Here is a 22,463-nt window from a genome sequence, read left to right as displayed (position 1 = left end):
CATCCTCACGCAGCAGGCATTAAGCGCGGGACCCGTCGAGGAACACACAGTCCAGGCCCAAGGGCTGCTCCGTCACCGTCGCCGGCATCAGACCCCTACCTTCTGCTCCGCGACGTCGAACTCGTCGTCCGCTTCCCTCTGTGCCTGTTCGCGGTCGAGCAGGCCCCACCGCTTCCCGGACTCCACGTAGTGCTCGCGGAAGATCCGCATCATGTCCAGGCGCCGCAGATACTTCTCGGTGGTGAGCACCGAGGAATGGCCGAGCAGATCGCGCAGCACCAGCAGCGGTTCGGTGGTCGTCAGGTAGTACGACAGGGCCGCATCGGCGTCGCTACCCGCCGCGGACAACCTCGCGGCCTGCTCGTAGAACCCGGCCACCAGACGCTCCATCGTGGCCATCGCGAAGGTGTGCCGGCAGCAGTGCGGATGCACGTGGGGAAAGCGCGGCTCGAACCGCTCCCGGATCCTTCGCGCCGTCCGCTCGAACACCGTCGACCAGGCGGTGAACGGGCCGCCGTCGGACCGAACGGCCAGCAGCATCGAGCCGCCATCGGGAGCCACCAGACGGCGGCGCTCGGCGGGCCGCAGCGTATGCCACTGCACGCGCCGCCCGTTCACCCGCCCGCCCCGGCTGTCCATCTCGCTCACGAACAGCGGGGCACCCCACCGCCTCGGCGGCCGCCACGCGGAGCCTTCGCAGGCCAGCATGCGCTCCAAGGACAGGTAGGAGTGCACGCGGGCCAGCGCACCGTACGAAGTCCAGGTGACACGGAACTTGCTCCCCTTGGTGATCGCCTCCGGCAGCGGAAACGCGATCGGCATCAACCGTGGCGCCGGCGGAAGCGGCGGAATCTCGCAGCCCAACAGATGGGAGAACTCCCGCAGCCGCATACCGGAGGACATCACGAGCTCGCCCACCGCGCCGTTGCGCGCCAGATGCCAGCCTCGAAACCGACCCGGCCCCTCCTCCTCGCTCCCGTCCGGCCGCAGCCCCGCCAGACCGTTGACGAACGTAGCCGCGAAATCGTCCTCCAGGTACTTGATCGTCACATGGCCCTTCGGGACCCGGCGCCGGGCCTGATTGACCAGGACCTCCCGGACGGTCTCTGCGTAGAGCATCACCGCCTGCCGGTAGGTGAACGGCACCGCCGTGGCGTACTGCTCGGCGATCGCCCACCTGTAGAACATCCCCAGCACGCTCATGTGCTGGTTCCACGTGACAGCCCCCAGCCGCCGCCCGGGGTCGCCGGTGGCTCGGTCAACGGCATACGTACTCAGCAGAGCCTTCAGCCGATCCCGAGTGTCGAAGACCTCGATCCCGTGTAGCTGGGCCGCCGCGATCCAGTCGCGCAGGATCCGCGCGTACGTCCCCCAGGACGACGGTGCCGGGCAGTTCTCCGTCGGCCGCAACCGCAACCACTCATTGGCCACCGTTGTCGCACGCAACCCTCGCCCGTCCTCGAACAGAAGGTCATCGTCAACAAGAAGCGCCATCCCCTCGGGAATCGTCGGCTTCCCCGACAATCCCCAGGACTCCCAGCCTTCACTGGAGTAGAACGCCAGCTCCATGCCCACCGACCGTACGGAGGGGACACGGCGCAGAACACCCAACAAGTGCGTTCGACACGTCGCTCCAGCAAGCCGTATGAGACACGGCAGTTGTGCGCAAACAACCCTCGGTGTGCAGGACGTATCCCCACTGCAGGTCCAGCGCGTCGGCGGTCGCGTTGGTGACCGCCATGCGTACCGGCGGGGAGCCGTCCGGGGTGATCAGGTGGTCGAGCGTGCGGCTGGGCCAGTGCTCGCCGCCGGTCAGTGCGGCCACGAGGGCGGGCGGGGCATCGTCGAGGAGATCGGTGCCCAGCTCCTCCCAGCCGACGGCGACATCGTCGATGAGATGCCGGGACATGGCCTTCGCGTCGCGACCGAACCGGTGCTGGTAGGCGGTCAGCAGGAGAGGCAGGTGGTGGCTGGGCACGCCGTCGAGCTGGACGTGGATGCCGCTGTATCCCGTGCCGTCGGTGGGGCGGGCGATGAAGGAACGTGTGGACAGGGGCTTCTCCGGATCGAGCAGGGGGCTGGGGGCGTTCGGCGGCCACCAAGGCGGCGTGTGGGAGGGACGCGCCTACGCGCGGTCCGACTGCCCGGCGGCGGCCGGCGGACCGGAGGCGTCGGTGCGGGCGCAGGTATAGCCGATGAGGTGGGAGGGGTTGGCCGTCGCGGGGACGGTGGCGGCGTCGCTGCACACGAACGTGTACCGGATCGAGGTGCGCGGGGTGCCGTGCAGCCAGGCGTTGTCGTCCTTGCCCGGGTTGATCTGCAGACCGGAGTGGGCGACGGCGTCGGTCTGGGTGTGGATGTGGGCGAAGAGCATCAGGGCGCCGCCGTCGGTGGTCTTGAGCGCGTAGGCGTCCTTGTGGCGGTTGGTGGCCTTGTCGAAGACGGTGGTGCCCTTGTCGCCGTACTTCTTTGTCGTCTCGTCGTGGATCTTGATCTGCTGCTTCCTCGCCTTGGTCGGCGCGAGGACCTTGGTGCCGGTGTTCGTGCCACCGGCGGCGAAGTTGTCGAGGACCGCGGTGCGCAGGACGTCGGCGCCGGCCGCGAGATCCCGGTTGCCGTTGGCCGCTACGGCAGTGGCGTAGCCGGCCTGGTCGAGGGCGACCTTGGGCAGGGTCTTGCCTGCAAGGTCGACGACGGACACCATCTCCCACCGCTTGCCCGTGGGCTGTTCGCTGAAGACCGCGAGACGGGAGGGAGCCTTGCCCTTCTGGCCGGAGAGCGCGGCGGCGAACCAACGGTCCTGGCCCGGGGCGAAGCGCGGGATGTAGAACTTGGCGCTCTTAGTGTCGTAGGACCACGGCTTGTACGGCTTGCGATCAGCCTTAGGCAAGCCCTCGGTTTCGGTGTAGTCCGAGACGGACATCGCGTACAGCGGCCCGTCCTCGACCGTGTCGAGCAGGCGCCGGTTCCGGCTGACGTTCGCCTTGCTGTTGATCTTCGAATAGTGGGTGATGACGTCGTGGGCCTGGGTGGCGGTGAGGGCCGGTGCGGGCTTCGGGGCGGTGCGGGCGCTGGGTGTCTGCCGGGCCTGGGCGGGGCCGTCTTCGCCAGCGCAGCCGGTGAGGGCCAGGGCGAGGCAGGCGGCGCCGACGGACAGCGGCAGGGTAGAGCGGGCGATGCGGATGGAGGCTCCAAGGGGCTGTGGGCGGGAGTGGATCAGCGTGTGCGGCTGGTCGTTGGGGTGGTCTTGGGGGAGGTCGGCGGCAGGGCGGCGCTGGTGGTGGGCGCCGAGTGGCGCAGGTTCACGCCGATGCCCTTGGCCGTGAGCTGCTGGACCACGCTGTGCACGCGAAGGGCGCGACCGCGCTCCCCGTAGGCGCTGGGCAGGAGCAATGCCGCTTGGTGCGGGTGGTACTGGAAGCCGTGGGCGTACAGCATCCTGCGGGCATCGACCGGCACGCTCTCGTACGGCGCACCGAGGGCGCCGTCGGCGTACAGGGTCAGGGTGAGGACCTGGTCCACCTGCGGCGGGTCGGGCCGGTGCGGGGGCTCAGGTTGGTCGGCCGCGTTATGGAGCACCTCGTGCAGGGCCTGCTGGTAGCGGGGCAGTACCCGGCGGGTGACGTGAGCGGCGGCGCGTGCGGGGTCGTTGGGGACGGCGACGCCGTGTGGTTCGTCGACACCGTCGAGGTGATGGGGCTTGATGCCTTCCCCGTCGGGTTGGAGCGGGGCGACGACGAACTGGTGGGGATACAGGGGCCGGTCGGTGACGTAGAGACGCTGCGTTTCGGGGCCGTGGAGGACGGCGTCGTGGGTGAGGACGTACTGGCTGACGATGTGGCCGACGTGGCTGATGTCCCAGACCTGGTTGGTGGTGGGGAACTGGTCCCTATATGCGGCGTGGCGCTGGTAGGTGCTGGTCCAGGTGCCGGGCAGACGGGCGGCCAGGCCGGTGGCGAAGGCGGACAGGTCGGTGCGGGGTGAGGTCACGTGTTCCTGGAGGGAGGCGGTGGTCCGGCGTCAGCGCGTGTGCCGCGGCGGTGCCGCCGGAAGGGGTGGCGCAGGGACCGGAGCGGACGGGAACCGTGGTGCCGGCATGAGCGGGGACAGGGCCCGCATCCGGTCCTCGGCCACGTGCAGGACCTCACCGAGGTTGCGGACCTCGGCGGCGGCGTCGGCCAGGTCGTAGGACAGGTCGAAGCCGTCGTCCTCCTCGGTCTCCTTGGCCTTCTCCCCGGCTGCTTCGAAGAACTCGCCGAGGTGCGCCAGCAGGCCGTCGCGGGGCTCCAGGATCTGGTGCAGCAGGGCTGCGGCGTCCGCGTGGGACTCGGCTCCGTTGAGCCGGTCGGTCAGGGCGCGCATCGCATCGCCGTACACGTACACGGGGGTGCGCTCTGCTGTATCGCAGCCGTCAAGCGCTTTGCCTGCTTGGGGTGTTGGCGGAGCCGGGTGCGGGGTTGTGGTGGGCGGGAGGGGATGTGGCAGCAGCCCGAGCTGGGCGAGGCGGTGGTCGATCGCCTCGATCAGGGGTTCGGGGCTGCCACCGTGGCGGGCTTCGGGCCGCTGGGGGGCACGGGGGTCGTTTGAGGGAGCCGAGTCGAAGACGATCTCGAACAGGCCCTGGTCGTCGGGGTGTTCACGGGTAGCGACCCAGCCCTCTGGGTCTCCGGTCGGGCGGTCGGAGGAGGACTCCTGCGGCGGGCTGATGATCAGGTAACTGCGGTCGGGGAGCGACACACGCACGATGTAGGTGCTCAGGCCGAACTCGACGTCACACACCAGCCCGCGCTCGCGCAGTGGTGTGGTGATGTGCGCGTGGCGGCGCCACAACTCCTGCCACTGCGGGGCGTCCACGTTGCGGTGGTCAGGAAGCGGCGCGAGCGCAGCCGCTGTGTGGACCTCTGGAGTGCTTGCTCCGTCAGCGGCCACGTGTCCTCCTGCGGGAGGCCGACGTGCGGTGCGGCGGAGGTGTGCGGCGAGCGGGGGTGGCCTCCTGCTCCGGAACGGGACTGAAGTCGAGTTCGTCGGCGTCGCAGGAGGCGATCAGGTCGTGCTCCATGTGCGCTTCGCGATCGGCGACCTGCTCCAGGAGATCGTCATGCTCGGCTTGGCACTGCTGGTACTCGGCCCAGTCGGCGTCGCTGAAATGAGCGGGGCGGTTCAGAAGGTTCCTTGGAGGTGTGGGGGATCGGGCTCCGGGCTCGGTGCAGTCAGCGGTGACGACCGCCCGGCCGGGGTGGCGGAGGCGCCGGCGGCCCTTCCTGCCGGGTGAGCGGCGCGAGGAAGCGTTGGAGTCCGAGGTGGTCGTCGAGTTCCTTGGCCGCGTCGCGGAGGGATTCTGACGTGCGTCGCAGGAAGGCGCGGGCTGAGGCGTGATCGATGACCATGCGGTTCGTGAGGTGGTGCCGGTCGGTGGAGTTGGCAGACCGGGGCAGGGACAGGGCGCACTCCGCGGTCTCGGCGAAGTGAGGGGCTGCGTGGCTCGACATGGCCGCTGCCGTGGCGAGATGCCTCAGAACGGTCTCGCCGACTCGGGTGGTGTGGTGCGGGCTCCGGGCGAAGTCGGCAGCCAGGCGGAGGACGTCGCGGGAGAGGTCCTGTGCGTCGGCGGCGTGCTGGACCAGCAGTGTGTAGGAGGGCGCGGCTGGCACATGCCCGTCCTCGTCCAGCAACTCCCACTGGTGGGCGGCCTTGTACGTCTCGTCCTTCAGCGCGTTGAGCGCGCGGATGAGGTGGAGCGCGTCGTCACGCGGTATGAGCTCACGATGGATGTCGGGCCTCACGCTGCTGCGGCTCCTTGGTCAGGGTTGGGTTCTCGGGAGGTGAGCGGCACCGCGAGCCGCCGACGAAGAGCTAGCGGCTAGGGGTGGAGCCGGGGGCTGGAGGAGCGGGCGGTGGGGTTGCGGCAGTCGCTTGCTGTGGGCTGGCCGACGCGGTGGAGTTGGGGGCCGGGTCGTAGACGGCGCGCAGCCTGCGCAGGCCGGCCTCGTCGGCGAGGGCCAGGACCGACAGCGCCTGGCTGGCCGCCGCCATCAGCAGGTTCGAAGGCGATCCCTTGGCCGCGTCGCGGTTCTCACGCTTCCACCGGGCGGCGGCGACGAGGTAGTCGCTCAGGGCGCGCAGTGCGGGTTCGGTGTGGTCCAGGACGTGGTCGGTCACCGCGTCAATGTCCGCCGGGGTCTGGGCCGCGGCCAGGGCGTTCAGGTGCGGGGTGAGGTCGGGTGCGGGCCAGGGGTGGTCGGGCAGCGGGTGCACGGCGCGGAAGGGCTCGGAGTCGCGTCGTGCCCACCGCTTCAGGTCGCCGCGGGTGGCGAGGTTGTACTGGGCTGCGTGGATCTGCTCGGCGTCGCGGCCGACGTTGTCGTACAGGTGGAAGTCTGGGTCGCGCGTCGGGATGCGGAAGTCCTTCGGTCGGGTGCGGGGCTACATGTCGTCGAGGTCGTCGGTGCCGGGGAAGCCGTCGAGTCCGTCGTCGAGGGTGTCCTGCTGGTAGTGGAAGACGGCCTCTTCGAGGGAGGCGAGGCGCTCGATTCCGGGGTGGGCGCGGAAGGCGTCGGTGCGGTCGGCGATGTACTGCTGGGTCTCGGCCTCGGAGGTGAGGATGCGCAAGGCGTTGCGGGAGCAGATCCGACCCCACTGCGTGATGTCGGTGGGGGTGGCGTCCTTCATCCACACCCAGATGCCGTTGCCGAGCTTCAGTACGGCGTCGGGGTGGTACAGGCCGCCGGTCGTGCGGCGCCGGCGGGGGCTGTGGCGATCGCCCATGTCCCGGATGAGGCCCTGGCAGCCCTTGGCGAGCGCCATCGGCATCAGGTCCGCGTGTTCGGCCAGCTCGTTGGCCAGCTCCCGCTGGAGTTCGTCGGTGTGGATGCGTCCTCGGTCGGTGGTGATCCGCCGGGCCACCTTGAGGACGAGCTTGCGCAGCGCGTCATTGGAGATGTGCGTCACGGCAGGTCGCGCTCCACCCACACGGCGGCGGCCTCGGCCAGGGCGCTGGCTGCGTGCTCGATGACCTCCCGCGTCACCGCACGCCCTGGCGAGGCGAGGTCGGGGTCGTAGAGGGCGAAGGTGCGCGTGCCACGGACTTGGGCGAGGGAAGGGAGCGTCTCGCACAGCAGTTGTGTGGCGACCCGGCGCTGCCGCTTCTCCTCTTCCACGCGTTCGCGGCGCTCTGCCCACGCCCCGGCCAGCGACAGCTGGCCCTCGGCTACCCGGGTAGCGAGTTCTGGATCCTCTCCGCGGAGCTTGGCGAGCTGCGCCTCTGCCGAATTCGCCTTCGCCTTGTTTTCCTTCGCCGCTGTGTACGCCTCGTTGAGCCCCATGGCGCCGTTGATGACGGGATCGACCAGGTCGGGTGCATGCTGAAGAACGGTGCTTGCGCGGCCCATGACAGCAGTGGCGACGCCAAGTTGTTCCCCGAGGGAACGCGCGGTCTGTTCCCTCGGGGAACGGCCGTCTTGTTCCTCAAGGGAACGGGCCTTCACTGTGATCATCGCTGTCTGGCCCTTGGTCAGGTTGCGACGACGCAGGTTGACCGACAGGACGTAGGCATCGGTGTTGTCCTGTTCGTAGGTGCAGAAGGTGGGCTCGATACCGGCGCGTTCGCAGGCGGTGAGGCGCCCGCGTCCGTCGAGGATGCGTCCCTGCGGGTCGAGGACGATGGGCTGGAGCAGCCCGTTCTCCTCGATGTCCCACGCGAGGGAGGCCAGTTCCTCCTCGTCGAGCGGTGGGAGAAGCGCGGTGGTCGGGTGGGTCTCTATGGTGGATTCCTTGCGGGAGTGTCGTCGGGATTCGTGAACCCGGCGCCTTTTCAGTGCATGCGGGCGTCGGTGTCGAAGAGCGCCAGTTCGTGGCTGTGCAGGAGGTGCTGGACGATGAAGCTGCGGCCTGCGACTTTCCACAAGCCGCGACCTCGGTTGAGGTGGGCGATGGCGTCCATCTCGACGGAGGTCAGGCCGAGCAAGGAGGCGGCGGCGTGGAGTTGGTCGGTCTCCTGGCGGTAGATGATGCGGGTGGAGCAGTCGGCGAGCAGGCCCTCGGCCAGGGCGCGTCCCTGTGATCCGGCGTCGCCGGCGGTGAGCAGGTCGGACAGCCGGTGGATCACCATCAAGTTCGCGATGCCGAGGCCGCGGCTGAGCTTCCACTGGGCCTGCATGCGCTGGAGCAGACCGACGTGCCGCATCAGCCGCCATGCCTCGTCGTAGACGATCCAGCGCCGACCGCCGTTCGGATCGGAGAGGGCGGACTCCATCCAGGCACTCGCGCAGGTCATCGCCAGGACCAGGGCGGTGTCATCGCCCGAGCCGCCGAGCCGGGACAGGTCGATGGTGAGCATCGGCGCGTTGGGGTCGAAGGCCACGGTGGAGGGGGCGTCGAACATGCCGGCCAGGTCGCCGTGGACCAGGCGGCGCATCGCGTGGGCCAGGTCGCGGGCGGCGTCGCCGAGCTGGCCCGACATCAGTGCGGCGGCTTCGTCGAGTGCACCGGGGTTGTTGAGGGTGGCCGCGACGTCGCCGAGGAGTGGCGTGCGGCCGGTGGCGGCGGCGCGGGTGACGACAGCGTCCAGGGCGACGTCCAGGGCGGTGTGCTCCATGGGTATCAGGTCCCGGCCCAGGACGGTGCGGGCCAGCGAACCGAGCAGCAGCAGGCGCCGCTTGCGGATCTCGCCCACCCAGTCGCCCTCCGCCACGCTCTGCGGGCGCGGCGCCGCGTCCAGGGGGTTCAGCCGCCCGGGCAGTCCGGGGCCCAGAGCGACGGACCGGCCGCCAAGCGCTTCCGCCACCGGCGTCCACTCGCCCTTGGGGTCGCAGGGCACGTAGACGCGGTAGCCGAAGGCGACCGAGCGCAGTGCGAAGGACTTGGCGAGCGCGCTCTTGCCCTGGCCGATCACGCCGGCGAGCAGCAGGTTCGGGTTGGTGAACCCTTCGACCTTGCCGTACAGCGCGAACGGATCGAAGACGAAGCTGGCTTCCGCGTGGACGTCGCGCCCGATGTAGATGCCCTCGGCGCCGAGTCCGCCCTCGGCCAGGAAGGGATACGCGCCGGCCGCAACGGCGGTGGTCATGCGGTGGGCGGGCAGCTTCAGCCGGTTCTTCCGCGCGGAGGCAAACCCGGGACGTCCGCTGGGTGGGTAGAGCGCGGCGGGCATCTCCAGCTCGGCGGACGTGCCCTTGGCCTGATGGGCGTGGGTTTCCGCGCGGGCCTTGGCGGTGGCCTCGGCGAGCTGGCGGCGGGCGGCCTTGCGGGAGGCGCGGTCGGTGCCGTGCGGGGTGAACAGGGGGCTGGCGCTGGCGCGGTGGGTTCGTCGCGCGGGCCGGTGGCTCATGAGGCCACGGCTTTGGGGGAGCGGGGCGCGATCACGAGGCGGCTCACACCGTGGGGGAAGCGGAGAACAGGGTGGTCCGGTAGCTCTTGCCGTCGTTGTTCCAGTCGAGCTGGATGCTGCCGTCCGCCAGGTATCGGCCGCTCTTCGCGCTGTACCTGAGGACGGGCGTGGTGAACGAGCTGTTGCCGGCGGTGTTGCCGTGCTCCAGCTTGTATTCGATGCCGTAGGAGTTCTTGTACTTCACCACCGGGTCCGGGCCGCTCACCGACTTCTTGACCTGCAGGTGGAAGCGGGCGCCGTCCAGCACATCGGTCTGGTTGACGAACCAGACCGGCCCATCCCAACTCGCTTTCGCATAGGCGTAGATGACGCCGCTGACGCGCTTGGCGCACTGGGTCACCTTGAAGTTGTAGTTGTCGCTGAGAGGGCCGCTGTAGGCGGGGTCATCTACGGAGGCGCTGCTGGTGGTGCACCGGTAACTGGCGGCCGAAGCGGGGCCGGCAGCGGCGAGAGAGACGGCGCCGACGGCGGAGGCCAGGGCCAGGGCGGCGGAGGTGGAGCGCTTCAGTGTGCGCAATGGGGTGCCTTTCGACGGGGTGGAGGGCTAGCGGCTGCAGGTCGTGGTGTGGCCGTGCAGTGGGGTGTTGAGGTCGCTCGGAGTGGTCTTGCGGCGGACGGTGTGGCCGGCGGCGAGGTGGCGCTGGCAGATGGTCAGGACGGGTGGCCCCTCGGGCAGCCGCTCCGGGTGACATGCGGAGTCCGCTGAGGTCTCGTCCGCCGTGGGCAGGAGGTGGAAGGCGTCGTGCACGGCGGTGGCGGACTGGAACAGCCGGATGTGCGCGGTGGCCAGGTGACGGCCGGCGGTGGGATGCGGGGGCCGGGTGGTCTCGGCGAGTTGGTCGAGCAAGTGGTGCAGTGCGGTCAGATGTGCGTGCACGAGGTCGAGGTGGACGCGGTTCGCGGCGGCCGGAGCTGCCGGGCCATCCGGCGCGAGACCGCGGGTGTGATGGCGCAATCCTGCGGAGGCGGCCCGCAGGTAGGGGTACGCCTCGTCAGCGCGTGGGGGAGAGGGCAACTGTGGGGTCTTTCGTGCGGCGGTATGCGGGTAGCCGGTCAGCGCGCGGGGCGTGCCTGCGCAGGTGTAGGTGCAGGTACCGGTGGGAGAGGGGCCTTGGCGAAGGCCAGGGTGCGGGCCTGTTCATCGCGCAGATCGCGGTACGTACCCCGGGCGCGTGTGCCCGGGTGGCTCTCCGTAGCCAGGAGGTCGACGCGCGACTGCATCCCATTGCTGGTGGCGCTCTCGGCCAGCCATGCGCGGAACGAGGGGAGTTGAAGGAGTGTGCGGTGAGCGTCGGTGAGGTCGGTGGCGTGGACGACGAACAGCCATGCGCGTTCGCCCTCGTCGTATCCGGGCCCGGTAAGGGCGACGGTGAACGCCCGCCGTGCGGGCCGGGCGGCGAGGAGCCCGAGGCGCGTGATCGTGGTGTCCAGGGTGTCGCTGGCCTCGACGGCGAGGTCGCGCAGGACGTCTTCCCACTCGGCGAGGCGCGCTGCGTCCATCACGTCGTCTGCGGGCCGCTGTGCATCGAGCCGCTCCTGGTGAGTGCGCTGCAGGGTGTGCAGGCCGTCGAGCAGGGCGCGGATCTCGTCGATCAGATGAGGTTCGGCTGCAGGTGCGAAGCGGCTCACAGGGCGGTCCGGGCGAGGGGCAGCGCGGACAGAACGAAGGCTTCAGGCTGCTGGTAGTTGAGCCTGCGCAGGTCGACGCCCGAGCTGACGGCGTGGGTCTCGATCTGGGCGCAGGCGGCGTCCAGGAGGGCGTCGGTCTCGGCGGTGACGGTGACCAGACCGGTCAGGGCCACGTCGGCGTGTCCGGCGATGAGCTGGCGCTCGCGTGTTTTGACGTCGGCGTACTCGACGGAGTCTTCTTCGTTGTCGACCTGTCCGCGGCGGGCCCTCTCGTTGGCGTCGGCGATGATGGCGGCCTTCTTGCGCTGGACGTCGCGCATCGCAGACTCGAGCCCCTGCGGCGCGTAGATGAGGGAGAGGCTGCGCCGCACTCCGGCGGTGAACATGAGCCCGTGCAGGAACCCGGCCCCCATTTCGGTGCGCGGCCAGTTCTCCACCCAGTAGGTGGCGTGCCGTGCGGAGTCGGTGGCCAGGCGGTCGTACTCCTCTACCTGGACGACGGGCCCGGCGGCTGCGGGGTCGGCCTCGGCGCGGCCGGTCTCGGACCACTGCTGCAGGGCGGCGAGCGCCTTGGGGTCGTAGGCGGTGCGGACGACGGCGGCGATCTCCCGCGAGGTCAGCCACCCGGTGACCATCAGGCCCGCGTTGCGGGCGGACTGGGCGATGGACACGGTGGTCTGCTCCATGACCGTGAATGCCCCGGGCAGCCCGCCGCCGGCCTGGCTGATCAGGCGGCGGGCGGCTTTGAGGTCGAGGGAGATGGCGAGGTAGGTCTCGTGCGGGGCGGCGGCCGGGCCGGCGGAGTCGACGAGTTCGGAGTAGATCTGTCCGGCGACCGGTGTCTGGGGCTGCCCGTTCTGAGCCCAGTGGCGGGTGAGGGTGTCACCGCTGTCGGGGACGGTGCGCTCCAGCACCTGCACGGTGGCGATGTGCCCGGTGCGGGCGATGCCGGCCAGTGCGCGTCCCCAGCTGCTGACGTGGTGGTTCTGGGTGGCGGGGTCGAGGAGGACGAAGGCGCGGCTGCTGACGCGGGCGATGGCGGTCAGGGTCTGCTGGTGCGGATCGTGCACGGCAGCGGCGCCGTTGGCGGAGTCGCCGGGGGTGACGACCTTGAGGGAGGCGGCGGTGCCGGGCAGGTGCAGGATGCCGTCCTGGCGGGGCCGGGTGACGGGCCGGGCGAGCCAGAGAATCTGCCCGGTCCGGCGGCGGTGTGCGTAGCGGGCGACGATCGGCGCCCAGTCGATCAGGGAGCGGCCGTGCCGACGGATCGCGACGAGCACACCCGTCGCAGCCCACAGCGGGGCCAGGGCGACGACGCCGAGCAGGCCGGTGGAGACCACCGTCATCAGCAGCAGCGCCAGCGTGCAGGAGACGAGGACGAGTTGGGGCAGGGAGAGGCCGAGGAGGATGCCGCGGCGGGACCGGTGGGGGAACTTCACCGTGACCGGGGCGACGGAGAGATCAGTCAAGGGGCGGGTCCTGGAGGCGCGGGTGGAACCCGGGGGCGAGAGTGAGCGTGCGCGTCCCGCCCCCGGGAGTCGGTCAGGGGATCAGAGGCCGGTCGGCGGCGGCGGTGAGGCCGACCCGCTGGACGTGGCGTTCTGTGAGCCGGAGGACGGGGGTGCGCCCTGCGGCGGCGGGGTCGTGGTCGTGGTCGGCGAGCCGGTCTGCCATCCGCCGCCTTGGCCGGAGGCGGCGCTTGCGCCGGATCCGGTCGGCCCCTGGCTGCCGCCCACCTGGCCGCTGGTGTCGTCGGACACGCTGGTGGGCGGGGGCTGGACGGCCTTCTCCAGACCGGACTTGACGGCAGTGCCGCTGGGTGGGCCACCGGTTCCGCCGCCCTGCGAGCTTTCCGTGCCTTCTTCGCCTCCGCCGGTCGGGTTGGCGGCGACGTCGCCGGGGAATCCGCCCCCGCCGCCGGCGTCGGGGCCTTGCGGGGCGGCGCCTGCTCCGGCGGCAGCACCACCGGTTGCGGCGGTGGCCGCAGCCGAGGCGGCCTTGCGGGCACCCTTCTCGGCATGCTGCTTGGCCATCTGGGCTCCGGAACCACCGGCCCGGTGGATGGACTCGCCGTCCGTGCCTTCGGCCGCCCAGTGCACGAATTTGAACACCGCGTAGGGGCAGAGCAGCACCAGGACCATGATCACGATGCCGGACATGACGTCGGCGAGGGCGCCGATGCCGTCCTTGGCTTCGGTCTTGCCCATGGCGGCGATGCCGAGGACGAAGATCACGGTCATCAGGAGCTTGGAGACGACCAGGGTGGCGGTGGCTTCGATCCAGCCCTTGCGCCAGCGGCGTGCGACCTCCCAGCCGCCGCCGGCTCCGGCGAAGATGGCCAGGGTGACCATGACGAGGATGCCGACCTTGCGGACCATCATCACGCACCAGTAGAGGAAGGCGCCTAGCGCGGCGCCGAGGCCGGCGAACACTGCGACGAGCCAGCCCAGTCCGGCGAGGCCGGGGATTTGGTTGACCTTGACCATGCGGCGCACCGCGGTCTCGATGTTCAGGTGCGCGGCTTTGAACAGCCCGTCCGAGAGGGCGTCGACGACTTCGATGGCGACCGTGGTCAGGGAGATGGCGCAGAAGGCGAACAGGACGCCCGACATGGTGCCGGTGACTGCCTGGGTGAGAGCCTGTCCGTCGCGTTTGACGGCGGCCCGGACGAGCTGTGCGCAGAACGTTGCGACCAGGATGGTCAGGCCGATCGGCAGCAGCATCTCGTAGTTGTCGACGAACCAGCCGGCCCGCAGATCGACCTTGGTGGTGGCGTTGACGGCCTTGGCGGCCAGGTCGGCTGCGGCGGCGGCGAGTTCGCCGGAGCTCTTGGCCATCCAGTCGCCGATGGCCTTGCCGGGGTCGCTTGCGAAGTCGACGGCCTCGCCGACGGCGCAGAGCTTGTCAGCCAGAGGGAAATCACAGAAACCCACGAGGAGTTACCCCTCCTTTCTTGTCTTGGGCGTGGGTCACTGCGTGACGCTGGGGGCGATGGCGGCCAGGCGGCAGTCGTGGCTGGGCCGGCACTGCACGGCCAGGGTCACGGCGCGCTCCTCGGCTCCGCCGCCGCCCTTCTTCCAGGCGATCTGCTGGCGTCCGTTGACGGTGACGACGTAGATGTACGCCTTGGTGATCGCGGAGGGGTCCTCGGCCAGCGCCTGCTTGAACGCGCCGGGGTAGTGGCCCTCGGTGACGGACGCGGTGGCGTGCTGGTTCTGATCGGCCATGCGCGACCACAGCAGCGGGTCGGGGGTCTGGCCGGAGACGGACGCCCAGTCGGCGTACTCGGTCTCTGTGGTCATCCACGCGCGCATGCCGGTGAGTTGCTGGTCGCGGCTGGTGTCGCGGGTGTCGTAGGACCACAGCATCTGAGCCGCGGCCTTGGCATAGGCGACTGGTTCGGCGATCTGCGGGGGCTTGCGAACCGAACCGGATCCGGCCGCGGGCTTGGGGACGGCCTCGGAGGAGGACGGGCTGTCAGCCGGAGCGGGCGTGGAGGTGTCCGGGGCCTGGTGGCTATCCCCGCCGCCGGACAGCCAGGCGACGACACCGGCGGTGGCCAGCAGGACGGCGACGAGGGAGGCGACGAGCGCGATGCGCCGGTTGGCCGACCAGCCCGCGCCGTAGGAGGACAACGAGAGGGAGGGGAATCGTTTCGGCATCAGTGGACCTGCGAGCCGAGAGCCGAGAAGAACGCGACGGCGCCATTGGCGGCGCCGAGCCCGAGGGCGGCGCCGGCGGCGACGGTCGCGCCCTTCTTGCCGTTGGCTTCGGCTTGGTGGCCGCCGGTGTGGTGACCCCAGGCCCAGACGACGAGGCTGACGGCGAGGGCGCCGACGACAGCGACGATCCCGAACAGGTTGATCGAGTTGACGACGTTCCTCAGCACGCTCAGGCCGGGCAGTCCGCCGCCCTTGGGGGAGATACCTGGGTCGTAGGCGAGCTGGATGAGGCGGTCTGCGAGAGGGACGGACATAGAGGTGGCGGGGCTCCTTGCATGCGCGGGCGCCAGGCGAGGGCCGGCGGGAAAGGGGGAAGCGGAGGGGAGGGGGTGCACTCGGGGCGCGGAAGTGGCCGCGGCGGCTTGCCCGGACCTGCGTCGAGCAGAGGCGGGAAGAGTCCACTCCTCGGGCCGGGGCGCGGCTTCGAAGCCGCCTCTTCGGCTCGGGGCCAGAGAGATTAGCCGGGGCGTGCTACTTCGGAATCGGCGGCTTCGGCGCCGGGTTCGACTCGTACGGGTTGGCGCAGTCGTAGATCATGTATCCGCGGATCTTCTTGCCGTCGGACTTCCGGGTCACCGCGCCGCGGGTGTACCAGGTCTTCTCTGCACGCTTGTACGCGAACTGGTTATAGGCGACCTTGTCGTGCCGGTAGGCGATGCCCACGACGGCGGACTTCTTCGAGGCATCCTTGTGGACCTTGACCGCCTTGCACGAGATCGTGGTGTGGCCGGTGTCGTACGCCTGGGCTGTGGAGGCGCTGGCTAGGCCGCCGGCTGCAACTGCGAGGCCGATCGAGCTGGCCGCGAGGGCACGTCGGATGCGGGAGTGGATTGGCATGTGGATGCTCCGGGGTGTTGGGGGGTGGGGAGTGGGCCGTCGGCTCGTCCTGCTGGGCGGTTCGTCGGGCGAAGCAACGCAGAGAGGTGGGGAGTTGGTCTCCTTGGTCATCCACGCGCGCATGCCGGCGAGATCCTGGCGACGGCGGCTCGCGGGCCTGCGGGCTGACCGGGATCAGATGACGCGGCGGGCGGCGAGGATCGTCCAGTCCTTGAGCGGAGTGATCCGGACCGGCTTGGATGTGCGCGGTGCCTCGATCACCAGTCCCTCGCCCATGTACATGCCGACGTGTTCGGGGCGGCTCGCGGTGCCGCGGCTGAAGATCAGATCTCCGGGCTGGAGCTTGTTGCGTGAGACGGCCTTGCCCTCGCTGACCTGGGTGTAGGTGGTGCGGGTGAGGGTGATGCCGGTGTGGGCGTATGCCTGCTGCATCAAGCTGGAGCAGTCGCAGCGGCCCATCGGGTCGGGGCCGTGCGCGTCGGTGCAGCTGCCGCCCCACTGGTACTGGGTGCCGAGCTGGCGCATCGCCCAGTTCAGGGCCTTGCGGGCCTTGGGGTCGGCGTCCTTGGGGATCTTGTATCCCTTGGGGACGCTGCCCTCGGGGATGCGGCCGAAGCCGGAGCTGTCCTTGGCAGGAGCGCAGTCCGGCATGGCGTTCTCGGTTTTTTTGTTCGCGTCCTTGGAGGGCTTGTCCTTGCCGGCGTTGGGGAAGGTGGCGGCGATGGCCTTCTGCAGTGCGGTGGCCAGGCCCTCCCACTGCGCGTATGCCTCTGGATGGCCCGATGCCTGCACGGCCTGGGCGGCCTGGGTGATGGTCATCTGCTGCCAGCCGTTGACCTTCAGTAGCGCCTGGTAGAACTTCTCGCTTGCGTAGACCGGGTCGCGGATCTGCTGCGCGGCTCCCCAGCCCTGGGTGGGGCGTTGCTGGAAAAGGCCCAGCGAATCGCGGTCACCGGAGCCGAGGTTGCGCAGCGTTGATTCCTGCATCGCGGTGGCCAGGGCGACGATCTGGCCGCGCTTGGGCACGTCCAGGCCGATGCCCGTGGCGACGATGGTCTGGGCGTTGGGGACCTGCTCGTCAGGCAGGGAGAGACCCTCGACCGTCACATCCTTGCCGGACGCTCCATCGAGGATCTTGGTCACCTGTTTGACGACGTCGGCGGTGTCGACGGCGCACAGGTGCCCGCTGAACGCGCTGGTGGACTGGGAGGCTTCGCTGGAGGAGGCCATCATCATGGCCGTTCCGGCGAGCAGCAGGGGCGAAAGGACGACGACGCCGATACCGGCGGCGAGCGCCTTCAACCGGCGCGGACCGCTCGTACGTCAGCGATGTCGGGCAGGGGCGGGTAACGAGACGTCATGGACGTGTCCTTCGGAATGCGGTGTCCGGCGTGCCGCGTGCGCGAGGCGTGGTGGAAGGGCGCGGCGGCCGGGGTGGGCGATCGGAGGGCGGGCCGGTGCGGGCGAGTTGCCGCTCGCTTCGCGTGGCCGGGCCGTGAGCTAGGTATGCCGGGGCAAGGGGGTACCTCCGTGGGATGTGGCGGGGTGTAGCCAGCGGCGGTGTGTGCCAGGCGGTTCAAAAACAGTAGGTGCGGATCGGTGGTTGACCAAAAAGCCGGTGTGAGGGTTCGGAATCGGCACCCCGGCCGGACACTTCTTGGCCGTCGGCGCATTCGCCTCTACAGTTTTTGGACTCCCTCTCGCCCTCCTCGGTCTGCGGCCCTGGGCTTCTGCATGCCCACTTCCGGCCGCCGAGGACTCCTGTGCGAGGCGGCTGATTCCGCACCCGAATTGGGGTTCCTCTTTGCCTTTTTCCCTGCACCAGGGCGACGCTCTCAGTGTTCTCGCTGGCCTTCCGGACGGCTGCGTCGACTCCGTCATCACCGATCCGCCGTACAACTCGGGCGGCAGGACTGCGAAGGAGCGCACCACCCGCTCCGCGAAGCAGAAGTACACCTCCGCCGATTCGAAGAACGAACTCGCTGACTTCACTGGTGAGAACATGGATCAGCGCAGCTACGGGTTCTGGCTGACGCAGGTCATGACCGAAGCCCACCGCCTGACGAACACCGGCGGTACCGCGCTGCTGTTCACCGACTGGCGCCAGCTCCCGACCACGACGGACGCGATCCAGGCGGCCGGATGGCTGTGGCGTGGGGTGCTGGCCTGGCACAAGCCGCAGGCCAGGCCCCAGAAGGGCCGGTTCACCCAGAACTGTGAGTTCATCGTCTGGGCCTCGAAGGGGGCCATCGACGGCTCCCGGAACCCGGTCTATCTGCCCGGCCTGTACTCGGCCTCCCAGCCCTCGGGCGCCCAGCGCCAGCACATCACGCAGAAGCCCGTGTCCGTGATGCGCGAACTGGTCAAGATCAGCCCCGAGAGCGGCACGGTGCTCGACTTCTGTGCCGGCTCCGGCTCCACGGGCGTCGCCGCGCTGCTGGAAGGCCGCGACTTCATCGGCGTGGAAAAGACCGAGCACTACGCCTCCATCGCGGCCGACCGGCTCACCGAGACGATCCGCGAGACCCTCACGCAAGACGACGTGATTCTCACCGTCTGAGCCGCGAGCGCGCCCTTCTTCAAGGCGACCGGCGCCCTATTCGGCAATCCGAGCGGGCTTGTCACTCACTCTCCGCTCCGCGCCGCCGCTTCCGTCCTTCTCTCATTCCGTGTCTCGCAGGAGGCCCAACGTTTCCATGCCCGAATCCACAAAACCCTCTGACGACGGGGAGTTGGAGCCGGTACGTATTCCCGATCCGCAGCTGGAGGGGGTGGAGGCCACTGTCCGGCGGTTGATGGACCGGCAGGCAGAGCAGGAGCAGCAGCTCGACCGTCTGGCCTCCGCACCGGACACCGCCACCCCTTCGCCGTTCGCCGCATTCGGCATGCCGGGACTCGGCGGGCCGCCGGCCGCAGCCCCGCCGGAGCCCCGCCCGATCCTGGAACTGGACGGGGAGGAACGCGAGGACGAACTCGACGCCCTGTCGGATTGGGTCGATGACTTCTTCCTCCCGGTGTACGGGTCGGAGGTCACCACCGCGGCGCCCTGGTGCCTGCAGTGGCAGGAGCACGACGGCGTCGTGGCCTGGCTGCACGCCCTGTGGCTTGCCTATCAGCAGCACAAGGACCCCGAAGCCGGGCTGTCCGGGCTGTTCGTGTGGCACCGGGACTTCCTCACCCACGCCGTCGCGGCCATCCGTGCACCTGGCGGTCCGCTGTCGGCCTGCATGACCTCTCCGGAGCGTCCCGCACACCGCATCCTTCCCGGCCCGCCGCCCTCCGCGCGCACGGAGAAGGCGACGACCAACACGGCGGAGCCCGCCGAGCCAGCTGAGCCGGACGAGCCGACGTCATGACCGGCGGGCCGCAGCAGCCGGCCTTCGGCCTGAGCCTCGACCCCCGCGCCTTGACCGACCTGCTCCAGGCACCCGGCGACATCCGCGACCTCACCCTCGCCCACCTGCAGGAAGTCGTGAACGCCGAGCGATTCGGGCTCCGACTCACCGGCGACCTGGAGGGATATCGCAAGCTGTTCGTCGACTCCCGGAAGGAATGGCGCCTTGTTTACGGCGTCCGCCAGGCACCCGAGGAGTCCACGCACCGGCGGGAGATCCACGTCGTCGCCGTCCGGCCCCGTGCCAACAACGACGTCTACGACGAGGTCGGACGCCGTCTGGGGATGTCCCGCCGGCCGCTGAGCGCGCGCACCCACGCGGCACGCTCCCGCCCTCCGCAGCTGCTGACCCGCGGCCCTGCACCGAGGCCGGGCCCGCCGTCCTCCGCGCTGCCGGGCCTTACCCGCCTCGCACCCAACCCCGCGCACCATCACACCCGCTGACCACACGGAGCCCTCCGCCTATGCCCCCTCACCCCGCGCTGGCAGCCGCCCGGCGCCCGGTGTCCCAGCTCGACCACCGCATCGAAGTCGCCACCGGCCAGGACGTCGACACCCTGTGGACCTACCGCGACCGCGGCATCCTCGACGAGCCGCATGCCCACCTCGTCGACCGCCACCGCGAGCTGGCCAAGGCCGAGACCGGCGTGCTCTTCCACCGCACCCTCCTCCACCGCCTGGCCAGCGGCGAATTCCCCGTCGACAGCGCCCTGCTGGGACGCATCGACCGCACCGTGGACCAGCTCGAAGAGGCCGCCGAGGTACGCGACACCGCCGCACAGCGGGTGCTTACCGCACTGGAGCCGATCGAGGCCACGGCCCAGCACGCCCCGGAGGGCCACCAGCAGCTGTCCGCCGCCGATCAGGCGGCGCTGCTGTCTCTCGCGGGCGGCGCCAAAGTACACGCGCACCTGCTCACCGGGCGGATGTCCGTACCCACCGCCTCCGGCACCCGAGTTGCCTACGCCCACCTGCAGCGGCTCGAAGCCGCCGGCCTGGTCTGGCGGGATACCGGCCACTCCGAGCTGGCCGGGCAGCCGGTCACCCTGACCGACGCGGGCCGCACCGCCCTGGCCAGCAGCCACAGACACCGGCCGGCCACGGCACCGGCGCCGCCAAAGCCCGGCAGCTGGCCCACTGCCCCTGCGCGCCCCCACCGCTAAAGCCCTGGCGCCCACGAGGAGACCTTTGCCCACACCCGAACTCCACTTGCGTCTCGACGGCTTCGAGGCCGCAGACCAGCAGACCGAGCACGCCTTCCTGCACGCGGTCGAACTCAACCAGGACATGCTCGTCCCGCTGGCCGAGCACCACAGCCCTTCCGGAGGGACCAGCTTCTACGTCCTGCACGACGGCTCGGCCACCTACGGCATTCCCGGCGAGCCGCAGATTGTCGCTCTCCACCTGCAACGGGGCCTGGCGGACGGGACGTTCCGCTTCGAACACGCCCCACTGCCCCTGGCGTCGATGGCGCAGTCCTGGCTCATCCACCGCGGCTGCCCTGCTGACGCCATCGACCTCAACCCGGACCTCGGCCCCCCGCCGGCCGATGAGGCCACGCGGGCCCTGGAGCAACGCCTTGCCGGCGACGGAGACCACTACGCGTGCGGGTACTCCTACACCAGCGACGACCCGAGCGACTGGGTCACCGTTGTTGCCCTGCGTGCCATGAATGAGCGGGCCCCCTCGCCATTCCGCGTCGTGGTCGAGGAAGTCGACCCCAAGGCGTGGACCCACACCCTGCGCGAGGGCGGCTTCGCCACCGTCGAGGAAGCCCTCCAATGGTGCGACGACCGGATCGCCGGCACGGCGGGTCCGCTCCCGCCGGTCCGCCCGACCGCCGCAGCAAGCCGCCCGACGGCCCTGCCGAAGGCTCCTGCTCCACGCCCGCCCGGCCATGTCCGCTGAGTCTCAAGACCGAGGCGGGCGGCGGAACATAGCCGACGATCGCCGGTTAGCCAAACCGGCGATTCTCCGGACTCTTATACAGCCGCCGGGTCAACTCCCGCGGCGCCATTCCACGCAATCCCTATGCCTTCACGGAGGTTTCTTCGGCATGCGCTCCACCCGAATTGCCATCTCCGCGGCGATGCTCGGCGCACTCGCTCTGCCAGTGCTGTCCGCCACCACCGCCAGCGCTGCTTCGGCCGCCGTGACCGCGGCCCCCGCGAGTGGCTGCTACGACCTTCCGCCGCTGCCGTACAAGGTGCACGCCAAGGCCGTAACCATCCGGTCCAAGGCCAGCGCGAAGTCCACCGCGGTCGGCGTGCTCTACAAGGGCCACAAGTTCAGCGTGTCCAAGAAGAGCGGCAAGTGGCTCTACATCAAGGACAAGTCGACCGGCGTCAAGGGCTGGGTGTCCGCCACCTACGTCTACCGCGACGTCCGCATGTGCCTGGACTGACAGGAACTCAGCAGCCGCCCAAAAACAGGCTGAGCCGCCGGGCATGGCCCCCAAATTCCCCCCTCAGGCATTGGCCCTTTCAGAACAGGAGTTTCCCTTTGTCCGACGGCATATCCGATGACGCTGAGGATGTCGTGGGCGTGCTCACCGAACGGATCGAAGCGCGCTTCGCCTTGGGTATGGACCAGTTGAAGGCCGCGGTCACCGCCGCGCCGACCGCGAATCCTGACGCCACCGACGTCGTCAAGTGGCACGGCCTGCTCGTCCAGGCCCAGTCCGTGCTCGACCACGCGGAGGACGATCTCCTCGCCGTGCTGGAAACCCAGCCCAGTGAGGTCGACGACCCGACGATGGGCCTTGCCGACCTCGTGGACGCCGCCGTCACCACACGCGATGGCCGGGCCATGGTCGTGCGCTGGCTCCTCGACCCGGACGCCCCGGGCAAAACGGGCCTGGCCGCCGAACGCCTCGCTCGCCTTCGCCCCCGAACCGGACCTGCGGTGCAGACCAGCGCTCCCCACCGGCCCGCGGCTACCCCCGCGCCGTCGGCGGCGGCGTGGCGGGCAGGAAGGCTCGCCCGATGAGCCGGGACGCGGCCAGCACCATGGACGGCGACCTGCAAAAAGTCTTCGGGAATCCGGTTCCCGAGTTGTACGAGGCGGTCGCCGGACCCGATGCCTCGCCCGCCCTCGCCCGGGCCCTGGAACTGCGTTCCTTCCTCGCGGTGACCGAGGAGCAGGTCGCCCGTGTCCGCGACCGCGTACACGCCGACATGAATCCGGACCGCGATATGGGCGAGCTGTCGGCGGACACGCTCCGCTTCGACGCGCAGTGGCTGGAGGCGGCGCTCGATGCCCGCGACGGCTACCGCGCGGCCCTGGGCGAACTGCTGCGCACCATGCCCCCGCCCGACCAGCGGGCCCGGCCCGTCCGCATGGCACAGCGCAGGGTCACCACAACCCTGCCCCCGTCCGCCCCCCCCGCCCCACACCGGGCCCGGGCGGCCCCGGCCCCCCCCCCCCGAAATCCCCCCCAAGCCCCCCCCCCCCGCCACCCACAAAACCCCACCGCGACCGGACCACTACCCCCCCC

General features: G+C 70.2%; 26 protein-coding genes and 2 pseudogenes. 8 read left to right on the top strand and 20 right to left on the bottom strand.

The window, feature by feature from the left end; translation table 11 throughout:
- Positions 1-87: 87 nt before the first annotated feature.
- The 20 genes and pseudogenes from ACFQ7F_RS30025 to ACFQ7F_RS29930 form a co-directional block, all read right to left on the bottom strand.
- Positions 88-1,569 (bottom strand): site-specific integrase, encoded by a 1,482-nt coding sequence (locus ACFQ7F_RS30025; RefSeq protein WP_383276839.1) that lies wholly within the window; start codon positions 1,567-1,569, stop codon positions 88-90.
- Positions 1,544-1,978 carry a hypothetical protein gene (locus tag ACFQ7F_RS30020; protein WP_383276836.1) on the bottom strand — a complete coding sequence of 145 codons (435 nt, stop codon included), beginning with the start codon at positions 1,976-1,978 and terminating at the stop codon, positions 1,544-1,546. The genes ACFQ7F_RS30025 and ACFQ7F_RS30020 overlap by 26 nt, the downstream gene beginning before the upstream one ends.
- A 147-nt stretch (positions 1,979-2,125) precedes the next feature.
- A complete protein-coding gene (locus tag ACFQ7F_RS30015; protein ID WP_383276833.1) occupies positions 2,126-2,890 on the bottom strand; it encodes a hypothetical protein in 765 nt (254 codons plus the stop codon).
- Between the two features lie 326 nt (positions 2,891-3,216).
- Positions 3,217-3,990 (bottom strand): hypothetical protein, encoded by a 774-nt coding sequence (locus ACFQ7F_RS30010; protein WP_383276830.1) that lies wholly within the window; start codon positions 3,988-3,990, stop codon positions 3,217-3,219.
- A 30-nt stretch (positions 3,991-4,020) separates the two neighbouring features.
- Positions 4,021-4,929, bottom strand: coding sequence for a hypothetical protein (locus ACFQ7F_RS30005; protein ID WP_383276827.1), 909 nt, complete (start codon positions 4,927-4,929; stop codon positions 4,021-4,023).
- Positions 4,930-5,210: 281 nt separating this feature from the next.
- On the bottom strand, positions 5,211-5,783 hold the full coding sequence (locus tag ACFQ7F_RS30000; protein WP_383276824.1) for a hypothetical protein: 573 nt from the start codon (positions 5,781-5,783) through the stop codon (positions 5,211-5,213).
- A 70-nt stretch (positions 5,784-5,853) separates the two neighbouring features.
- Positions 5,854-6,255: a hypothetical protein gene (locus ACFQ7F_RS29995; RefSeq protein ID WP_383276821.1), complete on the bottom strand. Its 402-nt coding sequence runs from the start codon at positions 6,253-6,255 to the stop codon at positions 5,854-5,856.
- Positions 6,256-6,423: 168 nt separating this feature from the next.
- Positions 6,424-6,948 carry a hypothetical protein gene (locus ACFQ7F_RS29990; protein WP_383276818.1) on the bottom strand — a complete coding sequence of 175 codons (525 nt, stop codon included), beginning with the start codon at positions 6,946-6,948 and terminating at the stop codon, positions 6,424-6,426.
- The gene (locus ACFQ7F_RS29985; protein WP_383276866.1) at positions 6,945-7,388 is read right to left on the bottom strand and encodes a hypothetical protein; all 444 of its coding nucleotides are present in this window, start codon (positions 7,386-7,388) and stop codon (positions 6,945-6,947) included. The genes ACFQ7F_RS29990 and ACFQ7F_RS29985 overlap by 4 nt, the downstream gene beginning before the upstream one ends.
- 159 nt (positions 7,389-7,547) lie before the next feature.
- Positions 7,548-7,901: pseudogene (locus ACFQ7F_RS29980) on the bottom strand (ParB N-terminal domain-containing protein); the annotation flags it as partial.
- A complete protein-coding gene (locus ACFQ7F_RS29975) occupies positions 7,811-9,325 on the bottom strand; it encodes a VirB4 family type IV secretion system protein (protein WP_383276815.1) in 1,515 nt (504 codons plus the stop codon). The gene ACFQ7F_RS29975 and the pseudogene ACFQ7F_RS29980, both read right to left, overlap by 91 nt.
- A gap of 43 nt (positions 9,326-9,368) precedes the next feature.
- Positions 9,369-9,902: a hypothetical protein gene (locus tag ACFQ7F_RS29970; RefSeq protein ID WP_383276812.1), complete on the bottom strand. Its 534-nt coding sequence runs from the start codon at positions 9,900-9,902 to the stop codon at positions 9,369-9,371.
- A gap of 27 nt (positions 9,903-9,929) precedes the next feature.
- Positions 9,930-10,400, bottom strand: coding sequence for a DUF6238 family protein (locus ACFQ7F_RS29965; protein WP_383276809.1), 471 nt, complete (start codon positions 10,398-10,400; stop codon positions 9,930-9,932).
- A 38-nt stretch (positions 10,401-10,438) separates the two neighbouring features.
- Positions 10,439-11,014 carry a hypothetical protein gene (locus ACFQ7F_RS29960; RefSeq protein ID WP_383276806.1) on the bottom strand — a complete coding sequence of 192 codons (576 nt, stop codon included), beginning with the start codon at positions 11,012-11,014 and terminating at the stop codon, positions 10,439-10,441.
- Positions 11,011-12,483 carry an SCO6880 family protein gene (locus tag ACFQ7F_RS29955; RefSeq protein ID WP_383276803.1) on the bottom strand — a complete coding sequence of 491 codons (1,473 nt, stop codon included), beginning with the start codon at positions 12,481-12,483 and terminating at the stop codon, positions 11,011-11,013. The genes ACFQ7F_RS29960 and ACFQ7F_RS29955 overlap by 4 nt, the downstream gene beginning before the upstream one ends.
- Positions 12,484-12,564: 81 nt before the next feature.
- On the bottom strand, positions 12,565-13,947 hold the full coding sequence (locus tag ACFQ7F_RS29950; protein WP_383276800.1) for an ATP-binding protein: 1,383 nt from the start codon (positions 13,945-13,947) through the stop codon (positions 12,565-12,567).
- 36 nt (positions 13,948-13,983) lie between these two features.
- Complete coding sequence (locus tag ACFQ7F_RS29945) at positions 13,984-14,676, bottom strand: hypothetical protein (protein ID WP_383276797.1); 693 nt, start codon at positions 14,674-14,676, stop codon at positions 13,984-13,986.
- A complete protein-coding gene (locus ACFQ7F_RS29940) occupies positions 14,676-14,990 on the bottom strand; it encodes a DUF6112 family protein (RefSeq protein WP_383276794.1) in 315 nt (104 codons plus the stop codon). Before ACFQ7F_RS29940 ends, ACFQ7F_RS29945 begins: the two co-directional genes overlap by 1 nt.
- 217 nt (positions 14,991-15,207) lie before the next feature.
- The gene (locus ACFQ7F_RS29935) at positions 15,208-15,573 is read right to left on the bottom strand and encodes a hypothetical protein (protein WP_383276792.1); all 366 of its coding nucleotides are present in this window, start codon (positions 15,571-15,573) and stop codon (positions 15,208-15,210) included.
- A 174-nt stretch (positions 15,574-15,747) separates the two neighbouring features.
- Positions 15,748-16,875 carry a C40 family peptidase gene (locus ACFQ7F_RS29930; RefSeq protein WP_383276789.1) on the bottom strand — a complete coding sequence of 376 codons (1,128 nt, stop codon included), beginning with the start codon at positions 16,873-16,875 and terminating at the stop codon, positions 15,748-15,750.
- A gap of 502 nt (positions 16,876-17,377) precedes the next feature.
- Between ACFQ7F_RS29930 and ACFQ7F_RS29925 the strand changes: the two genes are divergently transcribed.
- The 8 genes and pseudogenes from ACFQ7F_RS29925 to ACFQ7F_RS29890 all read left to right on the top strand — a co-directional run.
- Positions 17,378-18,133, top strand: a complete 756-nt coding sequence (locus ACFQ7F_RS29925) for a DNA-methyltransferase (RefSeq protein ID WP_383276786.1) — start codon at positions 17,378-17,380, stop codon at positions 18,131-18,133.
- 235 nt (positions 18,134-18,368) lie between these two features.
- Positions 18,369-18,929 carry a DUF4913 domain-containing protein gene (locus ACFQ7F_RS29920; RefSeq protein ID WP_383276863.1) on the top strand — a complete coding sequence of 187 codons (561 nt, stop codon included), beginning with the start codon at positions 18,369-18,371 and terminating at the stop codon, positions 18,927-18,929.
- Positions 18,926-19,411 carry a hypothetical protein gene (locus ACFQ7F_RS29915; RefSeq protein WP_383276783.1) on the top strand — a complete coding sequence of 162 codons (486 nt, stop codon included), beginning with the start codon at positions 18,926-18,928 and terminating at the stop codon, positions 19,409-19,411. Before ACFQ7F_RS29920 ends, ACFQ7F_RS29915 begins: the two co-directional genes overlap by 4 nt.
- A gap of 20 nt (positions 19,412-19,431) precedes the next feature.
- Entirely contained in the window at positions 19,432-20,130 is a 699-nt protein-coding gene (locus ACFQ7F_RS29910) for a hypothetical protein (protein ID WP_383276780.1), read from the top strand.
- Between the two features lie 25 nt (positions 20,131-20,155).
- On the top strand, positions 20,156-20,875 hold the full coding sequence (locus ACFQ7F_RS29905; protein ID WP_383276777.1) for a hypothetical protein: 720 nt from the start codon (positions 20,156-20,158) through the stop codon (positions 20,873-20,875).
- Between the two features lie 181 nt (positions 20,876-21,056).
- Entirely contained in the window at positions 21,057-21,371 is a 315-nt protein-coding gene (locus ACFQ7F_RS29900) for an SH3 domain-containing protein (protein WP_383276860.1), read from the top strand.
- 98 nt (positions 21,372-21,469) lie between these two features.
- The gene (locus ACFQ7F_RS29895) at positions 21,470-21,955 is read left to right on the top strand and encodes a hypothetical protein (RefSeq protein WP_383276774.1); all 486 of its coding nucleotides are present in this window, start codon (positions 21,470-21,472) and stop codon (positions 21,953-21,955) included.
- Positions 21,952-22,392: pseudogene (locus ACFQ7F_RS29890) on the top strand (hypothetical protein); the annotation flags it as partial. The gene ACFQ7F_RS29895 and the pseudogene ACFQ7F_RS29890, both read left to right, overlap by 4 nt.
- Positions 22,393-22,463: the final 71 nt, after the last annotated feature.

The sequence above is a fragment of the Streptomyces sp. NPDC056486 genome (assembly GCF_042795295.1).
In the GTDB taxonomy this organism is placed as follows: Bacteria; Actinomycetota; Actinomycetes; order Streptomycetales; family Streptomycetaceae; genus Streptomyces.
This window is presented reverse-complemented; position numbering and strand designations above follow the sequence as displayed.

What these genes read in the sequence shown, in the direction of transcription:
- ACFQ7F_RS30025 (WP_383276839.1), bottom strand. Translation starts at nt 1,569, where the DNA reads ATGGAGCTGGCGTTCTACTCCAGTGAAGGCTGGGAGTCCTGGGGATTG.
- ACFQ7F_RS29985 (WP_383276866.1), bottom strand. Translation starts at nt 7,388, where the DNA reads ATGGGCCGCGCAAGCACCGTTCTTCAGCATGCACCCGACCTGGTCGAT.
- ACFQ7F_RS29975 (WP_383276815.1), bottom strand. Translation starts at nt 9,325, where the DNA reads ATGAGCCACCGGCCCGCGCGACGAACCCACCGCGCCAGCGCCAGCCCC.
- ACFQ7F_RS29945 (WP_383276797.1), bottom strand. Translation starts at nt 14,676, where the DNA reads ATGCCGAAACGATTCCCCTCCCTCTCGTTGTCCTCCTACGGCGCGGGC.
- ACFQ7F_RS29940 (WP_383276794.1), bottom strand. Translation starts at nt 14,990, where the DNA reads ATGTCCGTCCCTCTCGCAGACCGCCTCATCCAGCTCGCCTACGACCCA.
- ACFQ7F_RS29935 (WP_383276792.1), bottom strand. Translation starts at nt 15,573, where the DNA reads ATGCCAATCCACTCCCGCATCCGACGTGCCCTCGCGGCCAGCTCGATC.
- ACFQ7F_RS29920 (WP_383276863.1), top strand. Translation starts at nt 18,369, where the DNA reads ATGGACCGGCAGGCAGAGCAGGAGCAGCAGCTCGACCGTCTGGCCTCC.
- ACFQ7F_RS29915 (WP_383276783.1), top strand. Translation starts at nt 18,926, where the DNA reads ATGACCGGCGGGCCGCAGCAGCCGGCCTTCGGCCTGAGCCTCGACCCC.
- ACFQ7F_RS29910 (WP_383276780.1), top strand. Translation starts at nt 19,432, where the DNA reads ATGCCCCCTCACCCCGCGCTGGCAGCCGCCCGGCGCCCGGTGTCCCAG.
- ACFQ7F_RS29900 (WP_383276860.1), top strand. Translation starts at nt 21,057, where the DNA reads ATGCTCGGCGCACTCGCTCTGCCAGTGCTGTCCGCCACCACCGCCAGC.